The 19616-nt window shown below is 72.2% G+C and carries 20 protein-coding genes; 12 read left to right on the forward strand and 8 right to left on the reverse strand.

The genetic code is table 11. The features are described from left to right. Window positions 1-5 precede the first annotated feature (5 nt). The 4 genes from K8Z49_RS32590 to K8Z49_RS32605 are packed head-to-tail and all read right to left on the reverse strand — an operon-like array spanning window position 6 to window position 4955. Window positions 6-1700, reverse strand: a complete 1695-nt coding sequence (locus K8Z49_RS32590; protein WP_412515997.1) for a thiamine pyrophosphate-binding protein — start codon at window positions 1698-1700, stop codon at window positions 6-8. Continuing rightward, on the reverse strand, window positions 1693-3252 hold the full coding sequence (locus K8Z49_RS32595) for a flavin-containing monooxygenase (RefSeq protein WP_412515998.1): 1560 nt from the start codon (window positions 3250-3252) through the stop codon (window positions 1693-1695). The genes K8Z49_RS32590 and K8Z49_RS32595 overlap by 8 nt, the downstream gene beginning before the upstream one ends. Beyond that, on the reverse strand, window positions 3242-4168 hold the full coding sequence (locus K8Z49_RS32600; protein ID WP_412515999.1) for a hypothetical protein: 927 nt from the start codon (window positions 4166-4168) through the stop codon (window positions 3242-3244). The genes K8Z49_RS32595 and K8Z49_RS32600 overlap by 11 nt, the downstream gene beginning before the upstream one ends. A gap of 31 nt (window positions 4169-4199) precedes the next feature. Beyond that, window positions 4200-4955 carry an HpcH/HpaI aldolase family protein gene (locus K8Z49_RS32605; RefSeq protein ID WP_412516000.1) on the reverse strand — a complete coding sequence of 252 codons (756 nt, stop codon included), beginning with the start codon at window positions 4953-4955 and terminating at the stop codon, window positions 4200-4202. Between the two features lie 283 nt (window positions 4956-5238). Between K8Z49_RS32605 and K8Z49_RS32610 the strand changes: the two genes are divergently transcribed. The 12 genes from K8Z49_RS32610 (at window position 5239) to K8Z49_RS32665 (ending at window position 16099) form a co-directional block, all read left to right on the forward strand. Further along, window positions 5239-6027, forward strand: coding sequence for an IclR family transcriptional regulator (locus K8Z49_RS32610; protein ID WP_021594257.1), 789 nt, complete (start codon window positions 5239-5241; stop codon window positions 6025-6027). Between the two features lie 101 nt (window positions 6028-6128). After that, entirely contained in the window at window positions 6129-7181 is a 1053-nt protein-coding gene (locus K8Z49_RS32615) for an extracellular solute-binding protein (RefSeq protein WP_081842335.1), read from the forward strand. A 3-nt stretch (window positions 7182-7184) separates the two neighbouring features. Further along, window positions 7185-8951 carry an ABC transporter permease subunit gene (locus tag K8Z49_RS32620; RefSeq protein ID WP_412516001.1) on the forward strand — a complete coding sequence of 589 codons (1767 nt, stop codon included), beginning with the start codon at window positions 7185-7187 and terminating at the stop codon, window positions 8949-8951. Beyond that, window positions 8948-10090, forward strand: coding sequence for an ABC transporter ATP-binding protein (locus tag K8Z49_RS32625; protein WP_412516002.1), 1143 nt, complete (start codon window positions 8948-8950; stop codon window positions 10088-10090). Before K8Z49_RS32620 ends, K8Z49_RS32625 begins: the two co-directional genes overlap by 4 nt. Then, complete coding sequence (locus tag K8Z49_RS32630; RefSeq protein WP_021594253.1) at window positions 10087-11028, forward strand: DUF6282 family protein; 942 nt, start codon at window positions 10087-10089, stop codon at window positions 11026-11028. The genes K8Z49_RS32625 and K8Z49_RS32630 overlap by 4 nt, the downstream gene beginning before the upstream one ends. Then, window positions 11025-11846: an N-acyl homoserine lactonase family protein gene (locus K8Z49_RS32635; RefSeq protein WP_412516003.1), complete on the forward strand. Its 822-nt coding sequence runs from the start codon at window positions 11025-11027 to the stop codon at window positions 11844-11846. The genes K8Z49_RS32630 and K8Z49_RS32635 overlap by 4 nt, the downstream gene beginning before the upstream one ends. Window positions 11847-11911: 65 nt before the next feature. Further along, window positions 11912-12721, forward strand: coding sequence for an SDR family NAD(P)-dependent oxidoreductase (locus tag K8Z49_RS32640; protein ID WP_021594251.1), 810 nt, complete (start codon window positions 11912-11914; stop codon window positions 12719-12721). Next, window positions 12718-13629, forward strand: coding sequence for an NAD(P)-dependent oxidoreductase (locus K8Z49_RS32645; protein ID WP_021594250.1), 912 nt, complete (start codon window positions 12718-12720; stop codon window positions 13627-13629). The genes K8Z49_RS32640 and K8Z49_RS32645 overlap by 4 nt, the downstream gene beginning before the upstream one ends. Next, window positions 13626-14039, forward strand: coding sequence for a cupin domain-containing protein (locus K8Z49_RS32650; protein WP_021594249.1), 414 nt, complete (start codon window positions 13626-13628; stop codon window positions 14037-14039). Before K8Z49_RS32645 ends, K8Z49_RS32650 begins: the two co-directional genes overlap by 4 nt. Continuing rightward, window positions 14036-14437, forward strand: coding sequence for a 4-carboxymuconolactone decarboxylase (gene pcaC, locus K8Z49_RS32655; protein WP_021594248.1), 402 nt, complete (start codon window positions 14036-14038; stop codon window positions 14435-14437). Before K8Z49_RS32650 ends, pcaC begins: the two co-directional genes overlap by 4 nt. Beyond that, complete coding sequence (locus tag K8Z49_RS32660; protein WP_412516004.1) at window positions 14430-15314, forward strand: NAD(P)-dependent oxidoreductase; 885 nt, start codon at window positions 14430-14432, stop codon at window positions 15312-15314. Before pcaC ends, K8Z49_RS32660 begins: the two co-directional genes overlap by 8 nt. Next, window positions 15311-16099: a carboxymuconolactone decarboxylase family protein gene (locus K8Z49_RS32665; protein WP_021594246.1), complete on the forward strand. Its 789-nt coding sequence runs from the start codon at window positions 15311-15313 to the stop codon at window positions 16097-16099. Before K8Z49_RS32660 ends, K8Z49_RS32665 begins: the two co-directional genes overlap by 4 nt. Before the next feature lie 58 nt (window positions 16100-16157). Here K8Z49_RS32665 and K8Z49_RS32670 read toward each other — a convergent pair whose 3' ends face one another. Genes K8Z49_RS32670 through K8Z49_RS32685 form a run of 4 tightly spaced genes read right to left on the reverse strand, consistent with a single transcriptional unit; the run spans window position 16158 to window position 19604 of the window. Next, on the reverse strand, window positions 16158-16925 hold the full coding sequence (locus K8Z49_RS32670) for an SDR family NAD(P)-dependent oxidoreductase (protein ID WP_021594245.1): 768 nt from the start codon (window positions 16923-16925) through the stop codon (window positions 16158-16160). A gap of 41 nt (window positions 16926-16966) precedes the next feature. Next, window positions 16967-17908 carry a 3-keto-5-aminohexanoate cleavage protein gene (locus K8Z49_RS32675; RefSeq protein ID WP_075021180.1) on the reverse strand — a complete coding sequence of 314 codons (942 nt, stop codon included), beginning with the start codon at window positions 17906-17908 and terminating at the stop codon, window positions 16967-16969. A gap of 2 nt (window positions 17909-17910) precedes the next feature. Beyond that, a complete protein-coding gene (locus K8Z49_RS32680; protein ID WP_021594243.1) occupies window positions 17911-18696 on the reverse strand; it encodes an HpcH/HpaI aldolase family protein in 786 nt (261 codons plus the stop codon). After that, the gene (locus tag K8Z49_RS32685; RefSeq protein WP_412516005.1) at window positions 18693-19604 is read right to left on the reverse strand and encodes a hypothetical protein; all 912 of its coding nucleotides are present in this window, start codon (window positions 19602-19604) and stop codon (window positions 18693-18695) included. Before K8Z49_RS32685 ends, K8Z49_RS32680 begins: the two co-directional genes overlap by 4 nt. Window positions 19605-19616: the final 12 nt, after the last annotated feature.

Below are 19616 nucleotides of genomic sequence, written 5' to 3' on the forward strand. Positions count from 1 at the left end.
TGTCGTCAGGTGATCGGGAGCGGCGCGATCACGCCGGCGTCGGTGCGCACGTCGATGACCACGGGACGGTCCGCCTCGACGGCCCGCTCGAAGGCGGGCACGAGGCCGGCGGGCTCGTCGACGGTGAGTCCGAGGGCGCCCATCTCCTCGGCGATCCGGGCGAACCGCACGTCCCGGTAGGTCCACAGCTCCCGCGACCGCTCGGTGGCCTCGCCGCCGTACGCCCGGTCGAAGCCGCGCCTGCTCTGGTTGCCGCTCCGGTTGTTGTTGACCACGGTGATGGAGTTGATCTTCCAGCGGGCGGCCGTCTCGATCTCGCCGAGGTGGTAGTACAGGCCCGCGTCGCCGGTGAAGACGACGACGGGCCGGTCCGGGGCGGCGGCCTTGGCGCCGATCCCGGCGGGGAAGGCCCAGCCCAGGTGGCCGGCGCTGCGCAGGTAGTCCTGCCCCGCCGCGGTCACGTCGAAGAACTGCCCCATCCACATGCCCGCGTGCCCGGTGTCGGCCAGCACCACCGCGTCGGCGGGCAGGGAGGCGGTGAGGTCGCCGCAGATCCGCTCCGGCCGGATGGGGACGTCCCCGCTGGTCAGCACGGTCCGGTACTTCTCCCGCCAGGCGTTCTTGATCCGGGCGACCTCCTCGATCCAGCCGTCCCGCTCGTGCCGCGGCCGGGTGCCGGCGAGAGCGATCATCCTGCGCAGCACCTGCCGGACGTCGCCCAGCACCGCGGCCCGCAGCGGGTAGTTGCGGCCGAGGAACTCCGGGTCGATGTCGACCTGGACGGCCGGCGTGCCGATCGGCGGCACGGCCCAGAAGTGGGTCGTCATGCCGCCGGTCCTCGTCCCGAGGAAGCAGACCAGGTCGGCCCGGCCGACCACGGCGTTGGCGCTCTCCCGCGAGTAGGTGCCCACCATCCCCGCCGCCAGCGGATGCCCGCCCGGAATGGTGTCCTTGCCGTTCGCGGAGGTGACGACGGGGATCCGCAGCATCTCCGCCACCTGCACGAGTTCACGGCCCGCCCGGGAGGCCCGCACGCCGCCGCCGGCGACGATCACGGGCCGCTCGGCGGCGGTCAGCTCGCTCAGCGCCGCCTCGACGTCCGCGTCGTCGGGTTCGGGGCGGAACGGCGGCACCTGGGCGAACCGCCGCTCCACCAGCGGATCGAGCTCGGCCTCCTCGGTGTCGAGCTGGCCCTCGTTCCCCTGCACCTGGAGGTGCACCGGTCCTGGGCATCCGGTGGTCGCGACCCGGAACGCGTGCCGGATCATGTCGGGGAACCGGGCCACGTCGTCGATGGTGGCGTTCCACTTGGTCACGGGCTCGAAGGTGGGCAGGTCGTCGATCTCCTGGTACACCTGCCGGAACTTGGTCGCCGGGAGCCGTCCCCCCGTCAGCGCGAGCACCGGCGAGTGCGCCAGGAACGGTTCGCGCAGCCCGGCCGCGAGGTTGAGCGCGCCGACCACCTGGGCCGCGCACACGCCCACCCGGCCCGACACCCGCGCGTACCCGTCCGCCATGTACGCGGCGGACTTCTCCCCGTGCGTGACGACCCGCGCCACGTCGGGGTGGCGGCGTTCCAGCTCGGCGAGCGTCCGCCGCAGGATGGCGGGGACGGAGAACAGGTGCGTCACGCCGTAGCCGGCGAGCATGTCGGCCACCGCCGACGCGCCGGACCGCCTCACCGCACCGGACTCAGCCATCGTGGGACCGCCCCTCGCCGCCGTTGACCGTGGACTTCGTCGAGTACGCCTTCGGCGACGGGTCCGGCCGCCGGGTGGCCGGGCGCTTCCCTGAGTAGCGGAGTCCCAGGTAGGGGAGCGTCCGGCACATCAAGTAGTAGACGAAGTGCGTACGCGGCCACTGGGTGACGTTCGCGCCGGATGACGCGTGGTAGTAGTTGTGGCAGTCCGCGCGCATGGCGGACGCGTGCCGGTCGAGCTGCCGGTCGATCCACCGGACGTACCGGTCGAGCGCGGCCTCCCTGGTGTCGACCGTCCGCAGGCCCAGGCGGTGGACGCGGCGGATCGCCGCGACGGCGATCTCGGCCTGGCGCTCCAGCTGGGCGATGATGGAGAACCCGCCGTTGGTGTTCGGCCCGTACAGGATGAAGAAGTTCGGGAAGTTCGGCACGGTGACGCCGAGGAACGCGCGCGGGCGTTCCCCCCAGTAGTCCTGGAGCTTTTGACCGCCCGCACCGGTGACGGTGGTGCGGGCCAGGAAGCGGGTCGGCTGGAATCCGGTGCTCATGATGAGCACGTCCACCTCGCGCTCCACGCCGGTGGCGTCCACGATGCCTTTGCCGGTCACGGACGTCACCGGCTCGGGGACGAGTTCGACGTTGGCGCGGTTCAGCGTCGGGTAGAACGTCGAGGCCAGGACCGGGCGCTTGCATCCCCAGGGGTGGTCCGGCGTGACGGCCTCGCGCACCGCGGGGTCGTCGATGGCGGTGTCGATGAAGTGCCGGCACAGGCGCTGCATCCGCCCCTGCTGCTTGCTGCTCGCGTCGTACGCCTTGAACCGTTCCATCGACTTCCAGAACAGCCACATCCGGTAGGCGCGGCGGGCGACGCGGCTGCGCAGGAAGATCGCGCGCTCCCGGGCGGTGAAGGCCCGTTCGCCCTTGGGCTCGATCCAGCCGGGCTCGCGCTGGAAGACGTAGAGCCGGCCGGTCTCGGGGGCGATCGCCGGGATGATCTGCACGGCCGTCGAGCCGGTGCCGACGACGGCGACGCGCTTCCCGGTCAGGTCGTGGTCCTCCCACCGGGCCGTGTGGAAGGCGATGCCGCCGAAGTCCTCCAGGCCCGGCCAGTCCGGGTACCGGGGGACGTTCAGCAGGCCCGCGCAGTTGATGACGAACCGGAAGGTCCGCTCGGCGCCGTCGTCGGTCCGGACGCGGTAGCCGGACGCCGACTCGTCCCAGGTCAGCTCCTCCACGCGGGTGCCGAACCGGAAGTGCGGGCGCAGCCCGAACCGGTCCACGACGACCTCGGCGTAGCGCTGGAGCTCGGGCTGGGTGGCGTGGGTGCGGGGCCAGTCGTAGTCCATGAAGGAGAACGAGTAGGCGTGCGAGGGGATGTCGACCTCGCACCCGGGATAGCGGTTGTCCCACCAGGTTCCGCCGGGGCCGGCGCTCTGCTCGAAGATGGTGAAGTCGTCGAACCCGGCCCGGCGGAGCTTGACGGCGGCCGCGATCCCGCCGAACCCGCCGCCGATGATCGCGACGCTGGGCGGTGCGGGGGTGCTACGGGGCATCGGTCAGCTCTGCGGCCTGGGACGGCATGGGGTAGTCGGCGGCGTTCAGCACCCACCCGTCCTGCTGGGAGAAGTCCAGCCGGGGCGGCGCGAAGATGTCGATGAGGTGGTTGGAGCCGGCGCCGATGGCCTGGCTGGTGTGCACGGTCGGCGGCGGGATCACCGTCAGGGACGGGCTGCCGCAGTGCTCGTGCTCGTCCGGCCGCCACTCGTCGAGGTCGGTGGTCCAGGGCCAGCGCAGATGGTGGACGTACTCGCCGTCGATGATGAGCGAGAGCTGCTCGAAGTCGTCGTGCGAGTGCGGCGACATCTTGGCGGTGTCGCGCGGGCCGGTGCGCGGGCGGGTGTAGTTGACCATGAACGACGAGCACCGGAAGATCCGGAACGGCGGGTTCTCCAGGCCGGGGACGTCCAGGCTGTAGGTGCGCAGCCGGTACCCGCCGGCCGGCTCCGGCCAGGGCTCCAGCGGCGCGACGTTGGGGTGCGGCTCGTCGTAGGCGCGGGCGTTGGAGGCCCGTGCCGCCGCCTTGGGGGACCGGGTGGTGGTGATGGTGACGACCTGTCCCGGTCCGCGCAGCCGGACGGTGGCGGGGCCGGGCGGGATGAAGCTCAGGGTCTCGCCGGCCACCTCCGTCTCCGTGCCGTCGATGGTGATCACGGCGCCGGTGGCGGGGTCGGGGAGCAGCAGGCCGAACTCGTCCGGCCCGCCCTCGTGCTCGACGACGGTCTCCTCGCTCACGTCCAGGTAGCCGATCACCAGGTGCTGGCTGCGGCCGTACCAGGCGGCGGCGCCGTACTGCTCGTCCGGGGGCAGTTCGTAGAAGCGGAGGTAGTCGGCCGCGGCGGCCTGCTCGGCGGCCTTGCCGGGGCCGGTGCTGCGGAGGGCGGCTCGGGCGTCGCCGGGGTCGTAGGGCATGGGATCTCCCTGGTCGGTGTGGTGGTGCGGGCTAGCCTCGGGCGGCGGCGCACAGGTCGATGGCGGCGGTGCCGAAGATCTGGGCGTCGTTGCCGACCATGACGAAGGCGAAGCCGCGGTCGGCGGCCGCCTTCGCCTGCCGGGCGGTGCGGACGGCGGTCCCGACGGGCGTCTCGCGGTCCTTGGCGGCGGCGAGCAGCCGGTCGGTCAGCGCGGTCAGGCCGGGGTCGTCGGCCTTGAGGCCGGTGGAGACGGTCAGGTCGCCCATGCCGAGGAAGGCGGCGTTGACCCCGGGGACGTCGAGGACGGCCTCGGCGTCCTCCACCGCGGAGAGGTCCTCCAGCTGGGGGATGCGCAGCGTGTCCTCGTCGCCGCGGCGCAGGTACTCGGGCGTCGGGTCGAGTCCCCACATGCCGGCCCGGGACGTGGCGCCGAGGCCGCGGCTGCCGTGCGGCGGGAACAGCATGCTCCGCGCGACGCGGTCGGCGTCGGCCCCGTCCATGACGTGCGGGACGAGGACGCCGTCCACGCCCGTGTCGAGGATCGGCTGCACGTGGCCCGCGCCCCGTTCCGGCACCCGGACGAGGGCGTGCAGGCCGAGGCCCTGCGAGACGACGACCATGCGGTAGGCGCTCTCCAGGGTCAGCGGGCTGTGCTCCAGGTCGATGACCACGAAGTCGAACCCGGCTCGGGCCAGCAGCTCCACGGTCTCCAGGGCGGGGATCTTGACCCAGGTGCCGAGGAGGGGCCCGCCGTCCCCGGTCCGCAGCCGTTCGATCATCCGCATCGCGGTCTCCTTCGGGCCGTCCCGGCGGGGGTGCCGGCCGGGGACAAGTTCCGAAGAGCGGGATGAACATCCTGTTCTTCGGGATTCCGGGCGACTGTAGGCAGACGTGTCGCGGCACGTCAAGAGATCGAATTTTCCGGAACTTTCCCGCCCTGAAATGCGGCGGAAACCTTGACACGGCCCCGAAGAGGTGACCTACAGTCCGGGGTTGTACCGGATAGATGGACAGCTAACCCGGATAGTGGGACAACCGGGCGGCCCGGACGGAAGGTGGGGAGACGGCATGGCGGACATGCCCGGGACATCGTCCAAGGATCGCCTGGACATCACCAGCGGGGACATCCAGGTCGTGGCGCGGACCGCTCAGCTGCTCCGCCTGCTGACCACCCACGAGACCATCGACCTGGTGACGGCCGCCGCCGAGCTGGGCGTGGGGAAGTCGACGGCGCACCGCTACCTCGCGTCGATGGAGAACCACGGCCTGCTGCACCGCCGCGACCGCAACCGCTACGAGTGCGGCGAGCTGCTGGCCGAGCTCGGCACGGTGGCGCTGTCCCGGCTCGGGGTGATCGAGGTCGCCCGCCCGGTGATGGAGGCCGTCAGCGTCGAGGTTCAGCAGACGGTGGTGCTGAGCATCTGGAACGGGCAGGCACCCGTTGTGATGCATGTGCACGAGGACAGCAGCCGTACGGCGCACGTCTCGATAAAGGTCGGGTCGGTGCTGCGTCAGGGCACGGCGCAGTTCCTGGTGTTCTACGCGTTCCGTGACCACACTTTCCATCGCTTCCGCGGCGAACCGTCCGCTCCCGCGATCTCGGAGGCCGACCTGGCGGTGGTGCGCGAGACCCGCGTCGCCGTCCGGTACTGGCCGGACGACGGCATTCGGGCCCTCGCCGTGCCCGTGTTCGACGCCAACAACCTGGTCGTCGCCACGCTCGGCGTCGTGGGCATCGCCCAGTTCGTGCCCGATGAGATCGACAGCCCCGTCGCGCGGGCCCTGCTGCGCGGCGCCGACATCATCAAGAACAGCCTGAGTAGCTCGCTGGAGGGCGACGGCGAAGACCAGCCTTGACCGGACACCGTCGTCGTCAGACGAACCGCGCCGGGGGGTGTGTCGCGTCGGTTCGCACCGTTCGTGTGGACGGTTCCCTCGAGAAAAAAAGAGGTAAGGCAATGAGACAACCCCGAACGCTCGTCCTGGCGATGGCCGGTTCCCTGCTGCTCGCGGCCTGCGGGGTCAGCGGCTCCAGCGGCGGCGGCTCCGACGACAAGACGCTCACCTGGGCCAGCACCGGCGGCAAGTTCCAGGAGGACGAGAAGAACGCCCTGCAGAAGCCGTTCACCGCCAAGACCGGCACGACGTTCACCAACGCCAGCCCGGCCGACATCGCGCAGGTCAGGGCGATGGTCAAGTCCGGGCGCACCATCTGGGACCTGGTGAACACGAGCTGGATCTTCGGGGGCGCCTACTGCGGCGAGCTGTTCGAGAAGCTCGACAGCCCGACCCTGGACCGCAGCCAGTTCCCGCAGGGCACCACGCACGACTGCTTCATCCCGACGTTCCGGTACGCGAACATCTTCAGCTACAACGCCGACATGTTCCCCGGCGCGAAGCCGTCGAAGATCGAGGACTTCTTCGACGTCAAGCGCTTCCCGGGCAAGCGCATCGTCTTCGACTACCCCAAGAACGGGCTGCTGGAGGCGGCGCTGGTCGCCGACGGCGTCGCGCCGGACAAGCTGTACCCGCTGGACGTGGACCGGGCGTTCAAGAAGCTCGACACGATCAAGAAGAACCTGGTGTTCGCGCCCACCTACGGCGCCATCCAGCAGCAGCTCGTCGACAAGCAGGCGTCCATGACCCTGACGGTGACGGCGCGCGGCGTGACGGCCGCGCAGGCGGGCGCCAACCTCAAGCCGGTGTGGGACTTCAACACCACCGACATCGGCGCGCTGCTCATCCCGAAGGGCAGCCCGCGCAAGACGCTCGCGCAGGAGATGCTCGCGTTCGTCGTCGCACCCGAGCAGGCCCGCGCCTACGCCAAGCTCACCGGCACGGCCCCGGCGCGCACGGACGTCCCGGTCGAGAGCATCCAGTACTCGCCGCTGCAGAAGTCGTTCAACGCCTTCCAGTCCGACCGCGGCCGGCTCGTCGAGCAGGACAAGCCGTGGTGGATCAAGAACACCGACGCCGTGTCGAAGCGCTGGACCAAGTGGAAGGTCAGCTAGCCGATGGCCGCCCCGACCCGCGCGCCCTCCCCGCCGGACGCCGCTCCGGCGGGGGGACCGGCCCCGCCCACCAGGCGCGACCGCCGCAGCGCGGTGCTGCTCCTGCTGCCGGCGCTGGTGGCGCTGACGGTCCTGTTCGCCCTGCCGCTGATCAACGTGGCGTGGCAGAGCTTCACCGACCCCACGTTCGGGATCGACAACTACACGTCGCTGTTCACCGACGGGTACACGCTGCGGGTGCTCGGCCGGACGGTGCTGACCGCGCTGGTGGTGACCTTCGTGGGGATGGTCCTGGCCTACCCCTACGCGTACGCGATGACGATCGTGGGCCCCACCGCCCGCGCCGTCCTGGTCACGGTGGTGCTCGTCCCGTTCTGGACGAGCATGCTGGCCCGCAACTTCGCGTGGCTGGTGCTGATGCAGAACGACGGGGTGATCCAGAAGTACCTGCTGGCCCCGTTCGGTTTCGGCGACACCGTGCTGCTGGGCACCAACACGGGCGTCGCCATCTCGATGACCCAGGTGATGCTGCCGTTCATGGTCCTGCCGATGTACAGCAGGATGCAGCAGATCGACCGGCGGCTGGTGAAGGCCGCGCAGGGCCTCGGGGCGGGACGGGTGTCGGCCTTCCGCAAGGTCTACGTCCCGCTGTCGCTGCCGGGCGTGGTGGCCGGGGCGTCGCTGGTGTTCGTGCTCGCGCTCGGCTTCTACGTCACGCCGGCGCTGCTCGGCTCGCCGCAGAGCGCGCTGATCGCCCAGGTCATCAACACCCAGGCGCGTGAGCTGCTCGACTTCGGCGGCGCCGGGGCGATGGGCATGTTCCTGCTGGTCGTCGCGCTGGCGGTGCTGGGCGTCAGCCGGCTGCTCGCCGGGCGCGGCGCGGGCGGCCTCTCCCAGGCGGTGGCCACCGCGGGCGGCGCCTCCGGGGCGTCGGAATCCGTGCGGGCCCCGTGGCTGCGGGCCTACACGGCCGTCGCCGGGCTGTTCCTGGTCGCGCCCAGCCTCGTGGTCATCCCGATGAGCTTCTCCTCCGGGCAGACCTTCCAGTTCCCGCCGCAGGGCTGGTCGGTCCGGTGGTACGAGCGGTTGTTCACCTCACCGGAGTGGACGGCCTCCATCCTCAACTCGCTCCAGGTCGCGGTGATCACCGCCGTGCTGGCCACCGTCCTCGGCACCGCGGCCGCGGTCGGGCTGACCTGGGCGCCCGAGCGGGTGCGCGGCGCGGCGAACGGGTTCCTGCTGTCCCCGCTCACCGTGCCGCACATCCTCATCGCGCTCGTGGTCTTCAGCGTCTTCCTCCGGATGGGGCTGAACGGCAAGCTGATCGGGATCATCCTGGCGCACACCGCGCTCGCGCTCCCGTTCGTGGTGATCGCCGTCTTCACCCGGCTGCGCGGCATGGACCCCCGGCTGGCGGACGCCGCCGCCGGGATGGGCGCGCGGCCCTGGTCGGTCTTCCGCCGCGTCACCCTCCCGCTGGCGATGCCCGGCGTCGCCTCCGGCGCCGTGCTGGCCTTCGTGAGCTCGCTGGACGAGGTGGTCGTCGCGCTGTTCCTCCAGGGCCCCGCCGCGATCACCCTGCCGGTGCAGATGTTCAACAGCGTGGCCCTCCAGATCGACCCCACGATCTCCGCCGCCTCCAGCGTCATGGTCGTCGGCGTGAGCGTTCCGATCCTGCTCGCCCAGGTGGCGGGCGCCCGCCGCGGAGCCGCGAAGGCGGGCGGCACCGGAAAGGCAGACGGCACCGGAAAGGCGGGTGATCCCCGATGAAGTCGCAGGAGTCCGGCGGAGGCCGGATCGAGCTGGTCGACCTGTGCAAGCGCTTCGCGCCCCGCGGACCGCTGGTGGTCGACCATGTGGGGATCGACGTCGCCCCCGGCGAGTTCGTCACCCTGCTCGGCCCCAGCGGGTCGGGCAAGACGACGACCCTCAACATGATCGCCGGGTTCACCGAGGCGACGTCGGGGGAGATCCGGCTGCACGGCCGCGACATCTCCGGCCTGCCGCCGCATCGCCGCGGGTTCGGCATGGTGTTCCAGAACTACGCCCTGTTCCCGCACATGACCGTCGAGCAGAACGTGGCGTTCCCGCTGCGGGAGCGCGGCGTGGGCAGGCGGGAGACGCAGCGGCGGGTGGGCGACGCGCTCGACCTCGTCGACCTCGGCGGTCTCGCCGGGCGGCGTCCCAACGAGCTGTCCGGCGGGCAGCAGCAGCGCGTCGCGCTGGCCCGCGCCGTCGTGTACTCCCCGAGCGTCCTGCTGCTGGACGAGCCGCTCAGCGCGCTCGACCGGAGGCTGCGCCAGACGCTCCAGCACGAGATCAAGCGCATCCACGACGAGCTGAAGCTGACGTTCGTGTTCGTCACGCACGACCAGGAGGAGGCGATGGTGCTCTCCGACCGGATCGCGGTGTTCAACCGCGGCCGGATCGAGCGCCTCGACGGCCCCGCCGAGCTGTACAACCGGCCCGGCACCCGGTTCGTCGCGACCTTCCTCGGCGAGTCGAACATCTTCGCCGGACGGCTCACCGGCGACGTCTACGTGTGGGGCGACCGCAAGTGGGGCTTCGCCGCCGAGGGCCCCGGCGCCGGCCCCGACGACCGGCTGCTGGTCGTGCGGCCCGAGCGGGTGGGCCTGGCGACCGAGGCGTCCGCCGTCCCGTCGGGAGCGAACCGGGCCGAGGCGACCGTCATCGAGGTCACCTTCCACGGCACATACCAGCGCGTCCGGCTGGAATTCCGGGACGGCACCGAGGGCTCCGCCGTCCTGTCCCAGGGCGCAGGCGGGACCGCCGGCCTGCCGGACCCGGGCGCTTCCGTGGTGGCGCACTGGAGCCCGGACGACCAGGTGCTGGTGACCGACGGGCCCGCCGCCTCCCAGATCGACCAAGAGATGAGGACCGACACGTGATCGCTGATCCCGCGCTGATCGACCCCGACCTCGACGGGGACCGGCACGACCCCGACGACGAGGCCGACGCGCTGCTCGTCGGGGCGGTGGACCTGCACCAGCATCCCGGCCCGAGCCCGTTCCCGCGCCGGATGAGCATCCTGGACGCCGCCCGCGACGCCGCCGGAGCCGGCTTCCGCGCCATCGTCGCCAAGTCGCACCACCACAGCATGGTCACCGACATCCTCGCGCTCGGCCCCGCCGGGCTCGACGACCTGCCCGTCGAGGTGCGCGGCGGGATCGCCCTGAACCGGACGGTCGGCGGCCTCAACCCCTACGCGGTGGAGCTGGCGCTGCGCATGGGGGGCCGCATGGTGTGGTTCCCGACCCTCGCCTCGCACGCCCACATCGACCACCACGCCGAGCACAACACCGGGTTCCCCACGCCCGAGGTCGAGCTCCGCGACAACGAGCCGATCTCGATCGTGGACGAGGCCGGGGCCGTGCTGCCGGAGGTGCGCGACATCCTCGGCGTGATCGCCGCCGAGGACGCCGTGCTGACCTGCGGGCACCTCGGCGTCGGCGAGGCGCAGGCGCTCATCGACGCCGCGCTGGAGGAGGGCGTCCAGCGGATCGTCGTGAACCACCCCTGCTTCGTCGTCGGCGCGTCCATCGAGCAGGCCGCCGCGTGGGCCCGGCAGGGCGTGCACATCGAGCACTGCGCGGTCATGTACTTCGGACGCCCCGACCGCCGCCGCGACATCGGCGAGCTGGAGGCGTTCATCAAGGCCGCCGGGGTGGAGCGCACGGTGATCTCGTCGGACTCGGGGCAGAAGGTGAACCCGCTGCCGGTCACCCTGTTCCGCCGGGCCGTGCGGGGCCTGCTCGACGCGGGCCTCCCGGAGTCCGACATCACCCGGCTGGTCGGCGGCAACGCCGGAGGGCTGCTGCTGCCATGAGCGCACGGGCACCGGACCCGCCCGGCACCGGGGACGGCGTCTACGAGGTCGTGGCCCTGCGGTACGGGACGCGCACCGGGACCCGCGCGGAGATCTACCTCAACCACCACATCCACGGTGAGCCGGACTCGCCGCTCGACATGGACTACTACTGCTGGGTGGTCCGCAACGACCGGCGGACCGTGGTCGTGGACACCGGGTTCGGCCCCGAAGGCGGCGCCCGCCGGGCGCGCACCACGCTGACCGAGCCGGTCGCGGCCCTGGCGGCGCTCGGGGCCTCCCCGGACGCCGCGCCGCCGGTGATCGTGACGCACGCCCACTACGACCACATCGGCAACCTCGCCGCGTTCGACCGGTCCGAGGTCATGCTCGCCCGCGGCGAGTTCGAGTTCTGGACGGGCCCGATGCGCCGCCGCGCGCAGTTCGCCCACTCCGTCGAGGAGGCCGAGACCGCCCACCTGGCCGAGGTCGCCCGGCAGGGCCGGATGACGCTCCTGGACGGGCCGCGGACGGTGGCACCGGGCATCGAGGTCGTCCCGGTGGGCGGGCACACGCCCGGACAGCTGATCGTCCTGGTGACCACGGCGTCGGGGCGGACCGTCCTCGCGTCCGACGCCCTGCACTACTACGAGGAACTGGACCTGGACCGGCCGTTCGCGTTCGTCGCGGACCTCCCCGCGATGTACCGGGGCTTCGACCTGCTGCGCGACCTGGCCGGACGGCCCGGTCACGCCCTGGTCCCCGGACACGACCCCGAGGTGATGCGGCGGTTCCCGGTGCTGGAGGGCACCGGCGGCCACGCCGTCCGCGTCGGCTGACCGAAACGGTCGGCTGACTGGATCGGTCGGCTGACACGGCCGGCCGTCACGAGAGGAGCACGAAGTTGGCGCACAACACGCTGGAGGACAAGGTCGCCCTCGTCACCGGCGGCGGGAGCGGGATCGGCGCGGCCACCGCCCGCCGGCTCGCCGGCCAGGGGGCCCGGGTCGTCGTGGTCGACGTGAACGGCGACGCGGCGAAGCAGACCGCCGAGTCCCTGCCGACCGAGAGCCTGGCCATCGCCGCCGACGTCTCCAAGGAGGCCGACGTCGAGCGCTACGCCGAGCAGGCGCTGGACAGGTTCGGCCGGATCGACCTGTACCACCTGAACGCCGGGATCCTCGGCACGCTGGACCGGCTGACCGACCTCACGGTCGACGACTTCGACCGGGTCACGTCCGTGAACCTGCGCGGCCCCTTCCTCGGGCTGCGGACCGCGTTCCGCTGCTACGAGTCCCAGGGCAACGGGGGCGCGATCGTGCTGACCTCGTCGATCGGGGGCCTGCGCGGCAGCGCCGACCTGCTGCCCTACCAGGCCAGCAAGCACGGCGTGATCGGGCTGACGTACGGCGCCGCCATGTTCGGGGGGTCACGGGGGGTGCGCGTCAACGCCGTCGCGCCCGGCCTCGTCCCGACCGGGCTGTTCACCGGGGTGGCCGGCGCCGGGAAGAACCTGGAGCAGCGTGGGACGACCACGCCGCTGCGGCGGGTCGGCACCCCCGAGGAGATCGCCGGGGTGGTGGCGTTCCTGCTCGGGGACGACGCGGCGTACATCACCGGCGAGGTGGTGTCGGTCGACGGCGGCGCCGCGATGGTCAACACCGTCCGTCCGTCCGGTGGCGCGGGGGCCTGGCGTCCCGAGGAGACGGCGTGACCGAGAAGCGCCCGGTCGGTTTCGTCGGCCTCGGCAACATGGGCGGGCGCATCGCGCGCCGCATCATCGAGCGTGGCCACCGCGTCCTCGGCCATGACAGCGACCCCGGGAAGGTCGCCGCGGCGGGCGCCGACCCGGCGGGGTCGGCGGCCGGCGTGGCCGAGGGCAGCGACACGATCCTGCTGTCCCTGCCGGACAGCAAGGCGGTCGAGGCCGTCGTCATGGGGGCGGGCGGCCTGCTCGGCGCGTGCCGTCCCGGCCAGGTCGTGGTCGATCTGAGCACGGCCGCGCCGGAATCGACCGTCTGGCTGCACGCCGCGCTCCGCGAGCGGGGCGTGACGTTCCTGGACGCGGGCGTCACCGGCGGCGCCGCGGCCGCCGAGCGGGGCGCGCTGACGCTGATGGTCGGCGGCTCCGCCGACGCGGTCGGCGCGCTGTACTGGCTGTTCGACCTGTTCGCCGCGAAGGTCTTCGTCATGGGGGACAGCGGGGCCGGGCACACCGCGAAGCTGCTCAACAACTTTCTCAACGCCGTCTCCCTCGCGGCCACCGCCGAGGTGATGGTCGCGGGACGGGCGGCCGGCCTGGACCCGGGGCGGCTGCTCGCGGTCCTCAACGCGGGGAGCGGGCAGAACTTCGCGACCCGCGAGCGGTTCCCGCACATCATCCGGGGCGACTACCTGGAGGGCGGCCTCACCGGCGCGCTGATGATGAAGGACATCGTCCTGTACGTCGAACGCGCCCGCGCGCTCGGCGTCCCGACGCTCAACGCCGCCGGGCCGCTGGCGACGTTCGGGCTGTCCAACAACCTCGGCTACGCCGACCAGATCAGCAACCGGGTGGTGGACGCGCTGGGCGACGTCGCCGGCGGCATCCGGGTCCACGACGGCGAGGAGGCCGCCCGATGAGGATCGTGCGCGGGCGAGCCTCCGCGGGCGCGTCCGAGCGGAGGTCGTCGACGTTCACCGGCGAGGTCTGGGCCGACCCCGTCCTGCCGTCCACCGACGGCGTCGTCGTCAACAACGTGTTCTTCGCCCCCGGCGCGCGCACCCACTGGCACCACCACGAGAACGGGCAGATCCTCCAGGTCACGGCCGGTTCCGGGTGGGTGTGCGCGCTCGGCGAGGCGCCCGAGCCGCTCGGCCCGGGCGACCTGGTCTGGGTGCCGCCCGGCGAGACCCACTGGCACGGCGCCGGGCCGGACGGCTACCTGCTGCACCTCGCGACCTCGCTCGGCACGACCCACTGGGACCGGCCCGTCACCGACGAGGAGTACGGGGCCGCCCGCCCGCAGACCATCCCGGAGGAGCAACGATGACCCTTGACGTGAACAGCCAGGAGAGCCGGTACGAGCGGGGGATGCGGGCCCGCCGGGAGGTGCTCGGCGCGGAGCACGTGGACCGCGCGATGTCGACGGCGAGCGACTTCGGCCGTCCCATCCAGGAACTGCTGACCGAGTACTGCTGGGGCGAGATCTGGACCAGGCCCGGCCTGGAGCGCCGCACCCGCAGCATGCTGAACATCGTCATGCTGACCGCGCTCGGCCGCAACCACGAGCTCGGGGTGCACGTGCGGGGCGCGGTGAACAACGGCGTCACCGACGACGAGATCCGCGAGTGCCTGCTCCAGGCGATGATCTACTGCGGCGCGCCCGCCGCGCTGGAGGCGTTCCGCGTCGCCGAGCGGGTCCTGACCGAGCTGCGCGCCGATGGGTGACCGCGGAACGGTCGGTTTCGTCGGGCTCGGCAACATGGGCGCCCCGATGGCGGGCCGGCTCGCGCGCGCCGGGTACGCGGTGCGCGGCCACGACGCCGACGCGGCGTCCCTGACCGTGCTGGACGAGCTGCCGGGGGCGGTCCCGGTCCCCACCGCGGCGGCGGTCGCCGAGGGGGCGGACGCGGTGGTGCTGATGCTGCCGACGTCCGATGTCGTCGAGGCGGTGCTGGACGGCGGGCTGCGCGACGCACTCGCCCCCGGCACCGTCCTGGTCGACATGGGTTCCTCCGACCCGGTCCGGACCCGGGCGCTCGCCCCCGGCATCGGGGAGCGGGGCGCGGCGCTGGTCGACGCGCCCGTCTCCGGCGGTGTGGCGGGCGCCCGGAACGGGACGCTCACCATCATGGCCGGGGGCGACCCGGAGCCCGTCGAGCGGGTCCGGCCCCTGCTGGAGGCGCTGGGCGGGAAGGTCCTGCACGTCGGCCCCGTGGCCGCCGGACACGCCCTCAAGGCGCTCAACAACCTGATGTCCGCGGCGCACCTCCTCGTCTCCTCGGAGGCGCTGGAGGCCGGGCACGCGTTCGGGCTCGACTACGAGGTGATGCTGGAGGCCGTCAACGGGTCCAGCGGCCGCAGCGGATCCACCCAGGTCAAGTGGCCGGTCCACGTGCTCCCGGGCGGGTTCGACTCCGGCTTCGGCCTCGGCCTGATGCTCAAGGACATGCGGACGGCGGTCGGGCTCGCCGCCGCGTCCGGCCGCCCCGCCCGGCTCGGCGCGGCGGCCGTGGACCTGTGGGCCGAGGCGGCGCGCGACCTGCCGGGCGACGCCGACCACACCGAGATCGTGCGCTGGCTACGGAACGGAGAGCAACGATGACCGTTCTCACCCCCGACCAGGAGGAGATCAAGGCCGAGTTCATCCGCGTGCGCGGCACGTGGGGGCCGCCGTGGGAGAGCATGCTGCGCCACGACCCCGGGTTCCTCAAGGCGTACCTGAACTTCTCGGCCGTGCCGTGGCGCAAGAACCACCTGGACGCCAAGACGAAGGAGTTCGTCTACATCGCCGTGGACGCCGCGGCGACCCACCTGTACGAGCCCGGCATCCTCCAGCACATCCGCGCCGCCCTGGAACAGGGCGCGACGGGCGCGGAGATCATGGAGGTGCTGGAGCTGACCAGCACCCTCGGCATCCACGCCTGCAACATCGGCGTCCCCCTCCTTCTGGAGGTCCTCGAAGAGGAGGGGCTCCGCACCGAGCCCGCCCCCCTGGACGCGGAGCGCGAGCGTCTCAAGGCCGAGTTCGTCGCCAACCGCGGCTACTGGCACCCGTTCTGGGACGGCCTGCTGGAACTCGACCCCGAACTCTTCGGCGCCTACCTGGACTTCTCGTCGGTCCCCTGGACGACGGGCACCCTCCCGCCGAAGACCAAGGAACTCGTCTACGTGGCCTTCGACGCCTCGGCCACCCACCTGTACCAGCCGGGCCTCAAGCTCCACATGCGCAACGCGCTGCGCCACGGCGCCACCGCGGAGGAGATCATGGAGGTCCTGGAGATCGCCAGCGTGGTGGGCATCCACGCCGCGACGACCGCGGCGCCCCTCCTGGACAAGGCCCTGGCCGAGAAGGCGGGAAGCCCCGGCGCCGCCACCTGCGGGCGGTGAACGGGCCGGGGCCGGGCTCGTGAGCGTTCCGGCGCCGGGCCGCCCGGCGCCGGAACGCTCAGGTGAGGAACCCTCCATCGACCGGCAGGATGACCCCGCTGAGGTGGCTCGCCCGGTCGCTCAGCAGGAACGACACGGTCGCGCCGACCTCCGCTCCCGTCCCCGCCTTGCGCAGCGGCGTGGCGGCGATCCGGGCCTCCACGCCGCCGGGGATCCGCTGCCGCAGATGGTCGAGCATCGCGCTCTCGATCGGGCCGGGGGCCAGCACGTTCACCCGGACGCCGAGCGGCCCGAAGTCGTGGGCGGCGGTGCGGGTCAGGCCGATGACCGCATGCTTGGTGGCCTGGTAGGCGCCTGAACCGGAGCTGCCGCGCAGGCCGCCGATGCTGCTCATGTTGACGATCGAGCCGGAGCCCTGCGCCTCCATGACCCGGATCTCCTCGCGGAGGCACAGCCACGTGCCCTTCACGTTGACGGCCATGATCCGGTCGAAGTCCTCTTCGGTGACCGCGTCGAGCCGCCCGCTCCCGGGAATCGCGGCGTTGTTGAACGCCCCGTCGAGCCGGCCGAACCGCGCGACGGTGGCGTCGACGAACGCGGCGACGTCCGACGGGTCCGAGACGTCGCCGGTCGTGTAGGCGACGTCGTGCCCGTCCGAGGTGAGCTCCTCGGTGAGTTCGGCGAGCGGCGCCTTGCTGCGCGCGACGAGCATGAGGGCGGCGCCGTCCGCGGCGAGGAGGCGCGCGGTGGCGGCCCCGATCCCCGTGCTCGCCCCGACGATGAGGACGGTCTTGCCGGCGAGCGGTGGTTCTGTGGTGGCTGGCATGGGTCAGTGGGCCCTTTCCTGGTCTCGTTCCATGGGCGTACTCATGGGGTCGTGCTCGCGTCGCCGCCGTCGACGCCGCGGAGGGCGAGCATCTTCCGGGCGTCGTCGGGTGTGGCGATCTCCTTGCCCAGGTCTTCGATGACGCCCCGGATCTTCGTCACCTGCTGGGCGTTGCTCTCCGCGAGGCGTCCCCGGCCGATCCACAGGCTGTCTTCGAGGCCCACCCGCACGTGGCCGCCGAGCCACGCGCTGTGGGTGGCGAACTGCATCTGGTCGCGGCCGGCGGCGAAGGCGGAGAAGGAGTAGTCGTCACCGAAGAGCTTGTCGGCGATCCGCACCATGTGCTCGAGGTTCTCGTGGTCGGCGCCGATGCCGCCCAGGATGCCGAAGACGCCCTGGATCAGCAGCGGCGGCTTGGCGAGCCCCTTGTCGAGGAAGTACTTGAGCGTGTACAGGTGCCCGATGTCGTAGCACTCGAACTCGAACCGGGTGCCGTGCTCGCCGAGCGTCCGCAGGGTGTGCTCGATCTTGTCGAAGGTGTTGACGAACGGGTGCGAGTAGGTGTTGAGCACGTAGGGCTTCTCCCAGTCGTGCTTCCACTCCTTCACCCGGTCGGCGATCCCCGAGAACACGAAGTTCATCGAGCCCATGTTCAGCGACGCCAGCTCGGGCCGGAAGTGGAGGGCGGCGGCCAGCCGCTGCTCCATCGTCATCTGCGTCGAGCCGCCGGTGGTGATGTTGAGGACGGCGTCGCCGTGCGCGGTGATGCGCTCGATGATCTTCTCGAAGACCTCGACCTCGAACGCCGGCCGCCCGTCCGGCCGCCGGGCGTGCAGGTGCACGATGGCCGAACCGGCCTCGATCGCCTCCAGCGCGGCGTCGGCCACCTGGTCGGCGGACAGCGGGAGATGGGGGCTCTGGGACGGCACGTTCACCGATCCCGTCACCGCCGTGGTGATGATGACCTTCTCGGCGGCCCGCATCGTCAGCTCCCTTCCGCTTCCCGGAACGTCGTGACCAGCCCCCGCGCGGCCTCCGCCAGCATCGAGGCGTCGTTGCTGAGCACGACGAAGTCGCACCCGTCGCGCGCCGCCTGCGCCGCCCGCTCGGGCACGCCGCCGAACGCCAGCCCGCAGCGCTTGCCCGCGGCGTGCGCGGCGTCGAGCGCCGAGCCGATCAGGTCCTTCACCTCGGGCGAGGCCGGGGTGGACCCCATCGACAGCGAGAGGTCCGCGGCGCCGACGAACACCGCGTCGACCGAGTCGAGGGCGAGGATCTCCGGCGCGGCCTTGACGGCGTCGACGCTCTCGAGCTGCGGGATGCACAGCACGTCGTCGTTCCCGACGGCCCGGTAGTCGGTCGCGGGGCGCAGCCCCCACGCCCCGGCCCGGCTGGTGCCGCCCGCGCCGCGGGTACCGTGCGGCGGGAACCGGCACGCCTTCCCGACGGCCTCGGCCTGCTCGACGGTGTCGACGTGCGGCACGAGGATGCCCATGGCGCCCGCGTCGAGGATCTTCTGGATCGTCGACGGGGTCCCGTCCGGCACCCGGACCAGGGGCACCACGCCGAGCGCGGCGGCCGAGTTGATCAGCCGGTACGCCATCGTCAGGTCGAGCGGCGCGTGCTCCAGGTCGATCACGACGAAGTCGAACCCGCAGTACGCCATGATCTCGGACGGCTCGGTGGAGGCGATCTTCAGCCAGGTGCCGAGCGGTGTGCCGGCCCGGTCCGGGGCGAACAGCCCGGCGCCGGTGCGTCGCGTCCCGGTCACGGCATCGGGTAGTCGTCGGCGTTGAGCACCCAGCCCGGCTTGGCGGAGAAGTCGGCGCGCGGCGGGCTGAAGATGTCGATCAGCTGGTTCCGGTCGGGGCTGGCGGCCGCGGAGGTGTGCACGGTGGGCGGCGGGATGATCGCGACGGACGGGCTGCCGATCCGCACATGGTCGTCCTCGCGCCACCCGGTGCTGTCGGGCAGCCACGGGGTGCGGATGTGGTGGACGTACTCGCCCTGCACGGCCAGCGAGAGCTGCTCGAAGTCGTCGTGGGTGTGCGGGGAGAGCTTGTGGGGGTCGCGCGGACCGTCGATCTCGGGCAGGAAGTTCACCATGAACGAGCGGGTCCGGAAGATGCGGCCGAACCGGCCCGGCTCGTTCGGCACCTCCGACAGCCGGTAGAACCGCACCGCCGGCCCGGCGGGGGGCTCCGGCCAGCGCTCCAGCAGCGCGACGCGTGGGTGGTCCTCCACGTAGGAGTCCGCGTTGGCGGGCCGGTCCCGCCAGTCGGGCTCGGTGGCCTCGACCAGGCGGATGAGCGGGCCGTCGCCCTCCACGGCGAGCCGCGAGGTGCCGGGCGGCACCACCACCAGGCCCGGCTCGTCGATCTTGGTGGCGCCGTCGTCGGTGATCACCGAGAAGGCGGGCGAGTCGCCGATGGCCAGCACGACGAGCTCACCGTCGAGCGTTCCGTTGCCGAGCTCGTCTCCCGCGCGCGCGAAGGTGTGCACAAGCACGACGTTCTGGCCGCGGACGATCGCGGTCCGCTCGTCCGGTGACGCGGCGTCCGGTGAGGCGAGCTTGCGGAAGTCGAAGTACTGCGGAGCCGCGATGGGGGCGCCGCTGTCCGGCCGCGATGCCGTCGCCGTCGCGAGCGAGGAGCGGGGGTCGTCTTTCCCGTATGCCATGGTGGGTCCCTT

It is taken from the genome of Actinomadura madurae (assembly GCF_047130825.1).
Taxonomy (GTDB): domain Bacteria; phylum Actinomycetota; class Actinomycetes; order Streptosporangiales; family Streptosporangiaceae; genus Spirillospora; species Spirillospora madurae.

Bases quoted from the DNA above. Each gene is read 5' to 3' on its own strand.
- K8Z49_RS32590 (WP_412515997.1), bottom strand. From the start codon at position 1,700: ATGGCTGAGTCCGGTGCGGTGAGGCGGTCCGGCGCGTCGGCGGTGGCC.
- K8Z49_RS32595 (WP_412515998.1), bottom strand. From the start codon at position 3,252: ATGCCCCGTAGCACCCCCGCACCGCCCAGCGTCGCGATCATCGGCGGC.
- K8Z49_RS32600 (WP_412515999.1), bottom strand. From the start codon at position 4,168: ATGCCCTACGACCCCGGCGACGCCCGAGCCGCCCTCCGCAGCACCGGC.
- K8Z49_RS32605 (WP_412516000.1), bottom strand. From the start codon at position 4,955: ATGCGGATGATCGAACGGCTGCGGACCGGGGACGGCGGGCCCCTCCTC.
- K8Z49_RS32610 (WP_021594257.1), top strand. From the start codon at position 5,239: ATGGCGGACATGCCCGGGACATCGTCCAAGGATCGCCTGGACATCACC.
- K8Z49_RS32615 (WP_081842335.1), top strand. From the start codon at position 6,129: ATGAGACAACCCCGAACGCTCGTCCTGGCGATGGCCGGTTCCCTGCTG.
- K8Z49_RS32620 (WP_412516001.1), top strand. From the start codon at position 7,185: ATGGCCGCCCCGACCCGCGCGCCCTCCCCGCCGGACGCCGCTCCGGCG.
- K8Z49_RS32625 (WP_412516002.1), top strand. From the start codon at position 8,948: ATGAAGTCGCAGGAGTCCGGCGGAGGCCGGATCGAGCTGGTCGACCTG.
- K8Z49_RS32635 (WP_412516003.1), top strand. From the start codon at position 11,025: ATGAGCGCACGGGCACCGGACCCGCCCGGCACCGGGGACGGCGTCTAC.
- K8Z49_RS32650 (WP_021594249.1), top strand. From the start codon at position 13,626: ATGAGGATCGTGCGCGGGCGAGCCTCCGCGGGCGCGTCCGAGCGGAGG.
- pcaC (WP_021594248.1), top strand. From the start codon at position 14,036: ATGACCCTTGACGTGAACAGCCAGGAGAGCCGGTACGAGCGGGGGATG.
- K8Z49_RS32660 (WP_412516004.1), top strand. From the start codon at position 14,430: ATGGGTGACCGCGGAACGGTCGGTTTCGTCGGGCTCGGCAACATGGGC.
- K8Z49_RS32665 (WP_021594246.1), top strand. From the start codon at position 15,311: ATGACCGTTCTCACCCCCGACCAGGAGGAGATCAAGGCCGAGTTCATC.
- K8Z49_RS32670 (WP_021594245.1), bottom strand. From the start codon at position 16,925: ATGCCAGCCACCACAGAACCACCGCTCGCCGGCAAGACCGTCCTCATC.
- K8Z49_RS32675 (WP_075021180.1), bottom strand. From the start codon at position 17,908: ATGCGGGCCGCCGAGAAGGTCATCATCACCACGGCGGTGACGGGATCG.
- K8Z49_RS32685 (WP_412516005.1), bottom strand. From the start codon at position 19,604: ATGGCATACGGGAAAGACGACCCCCGCTCCTCGCTCGCGACGGCGACG.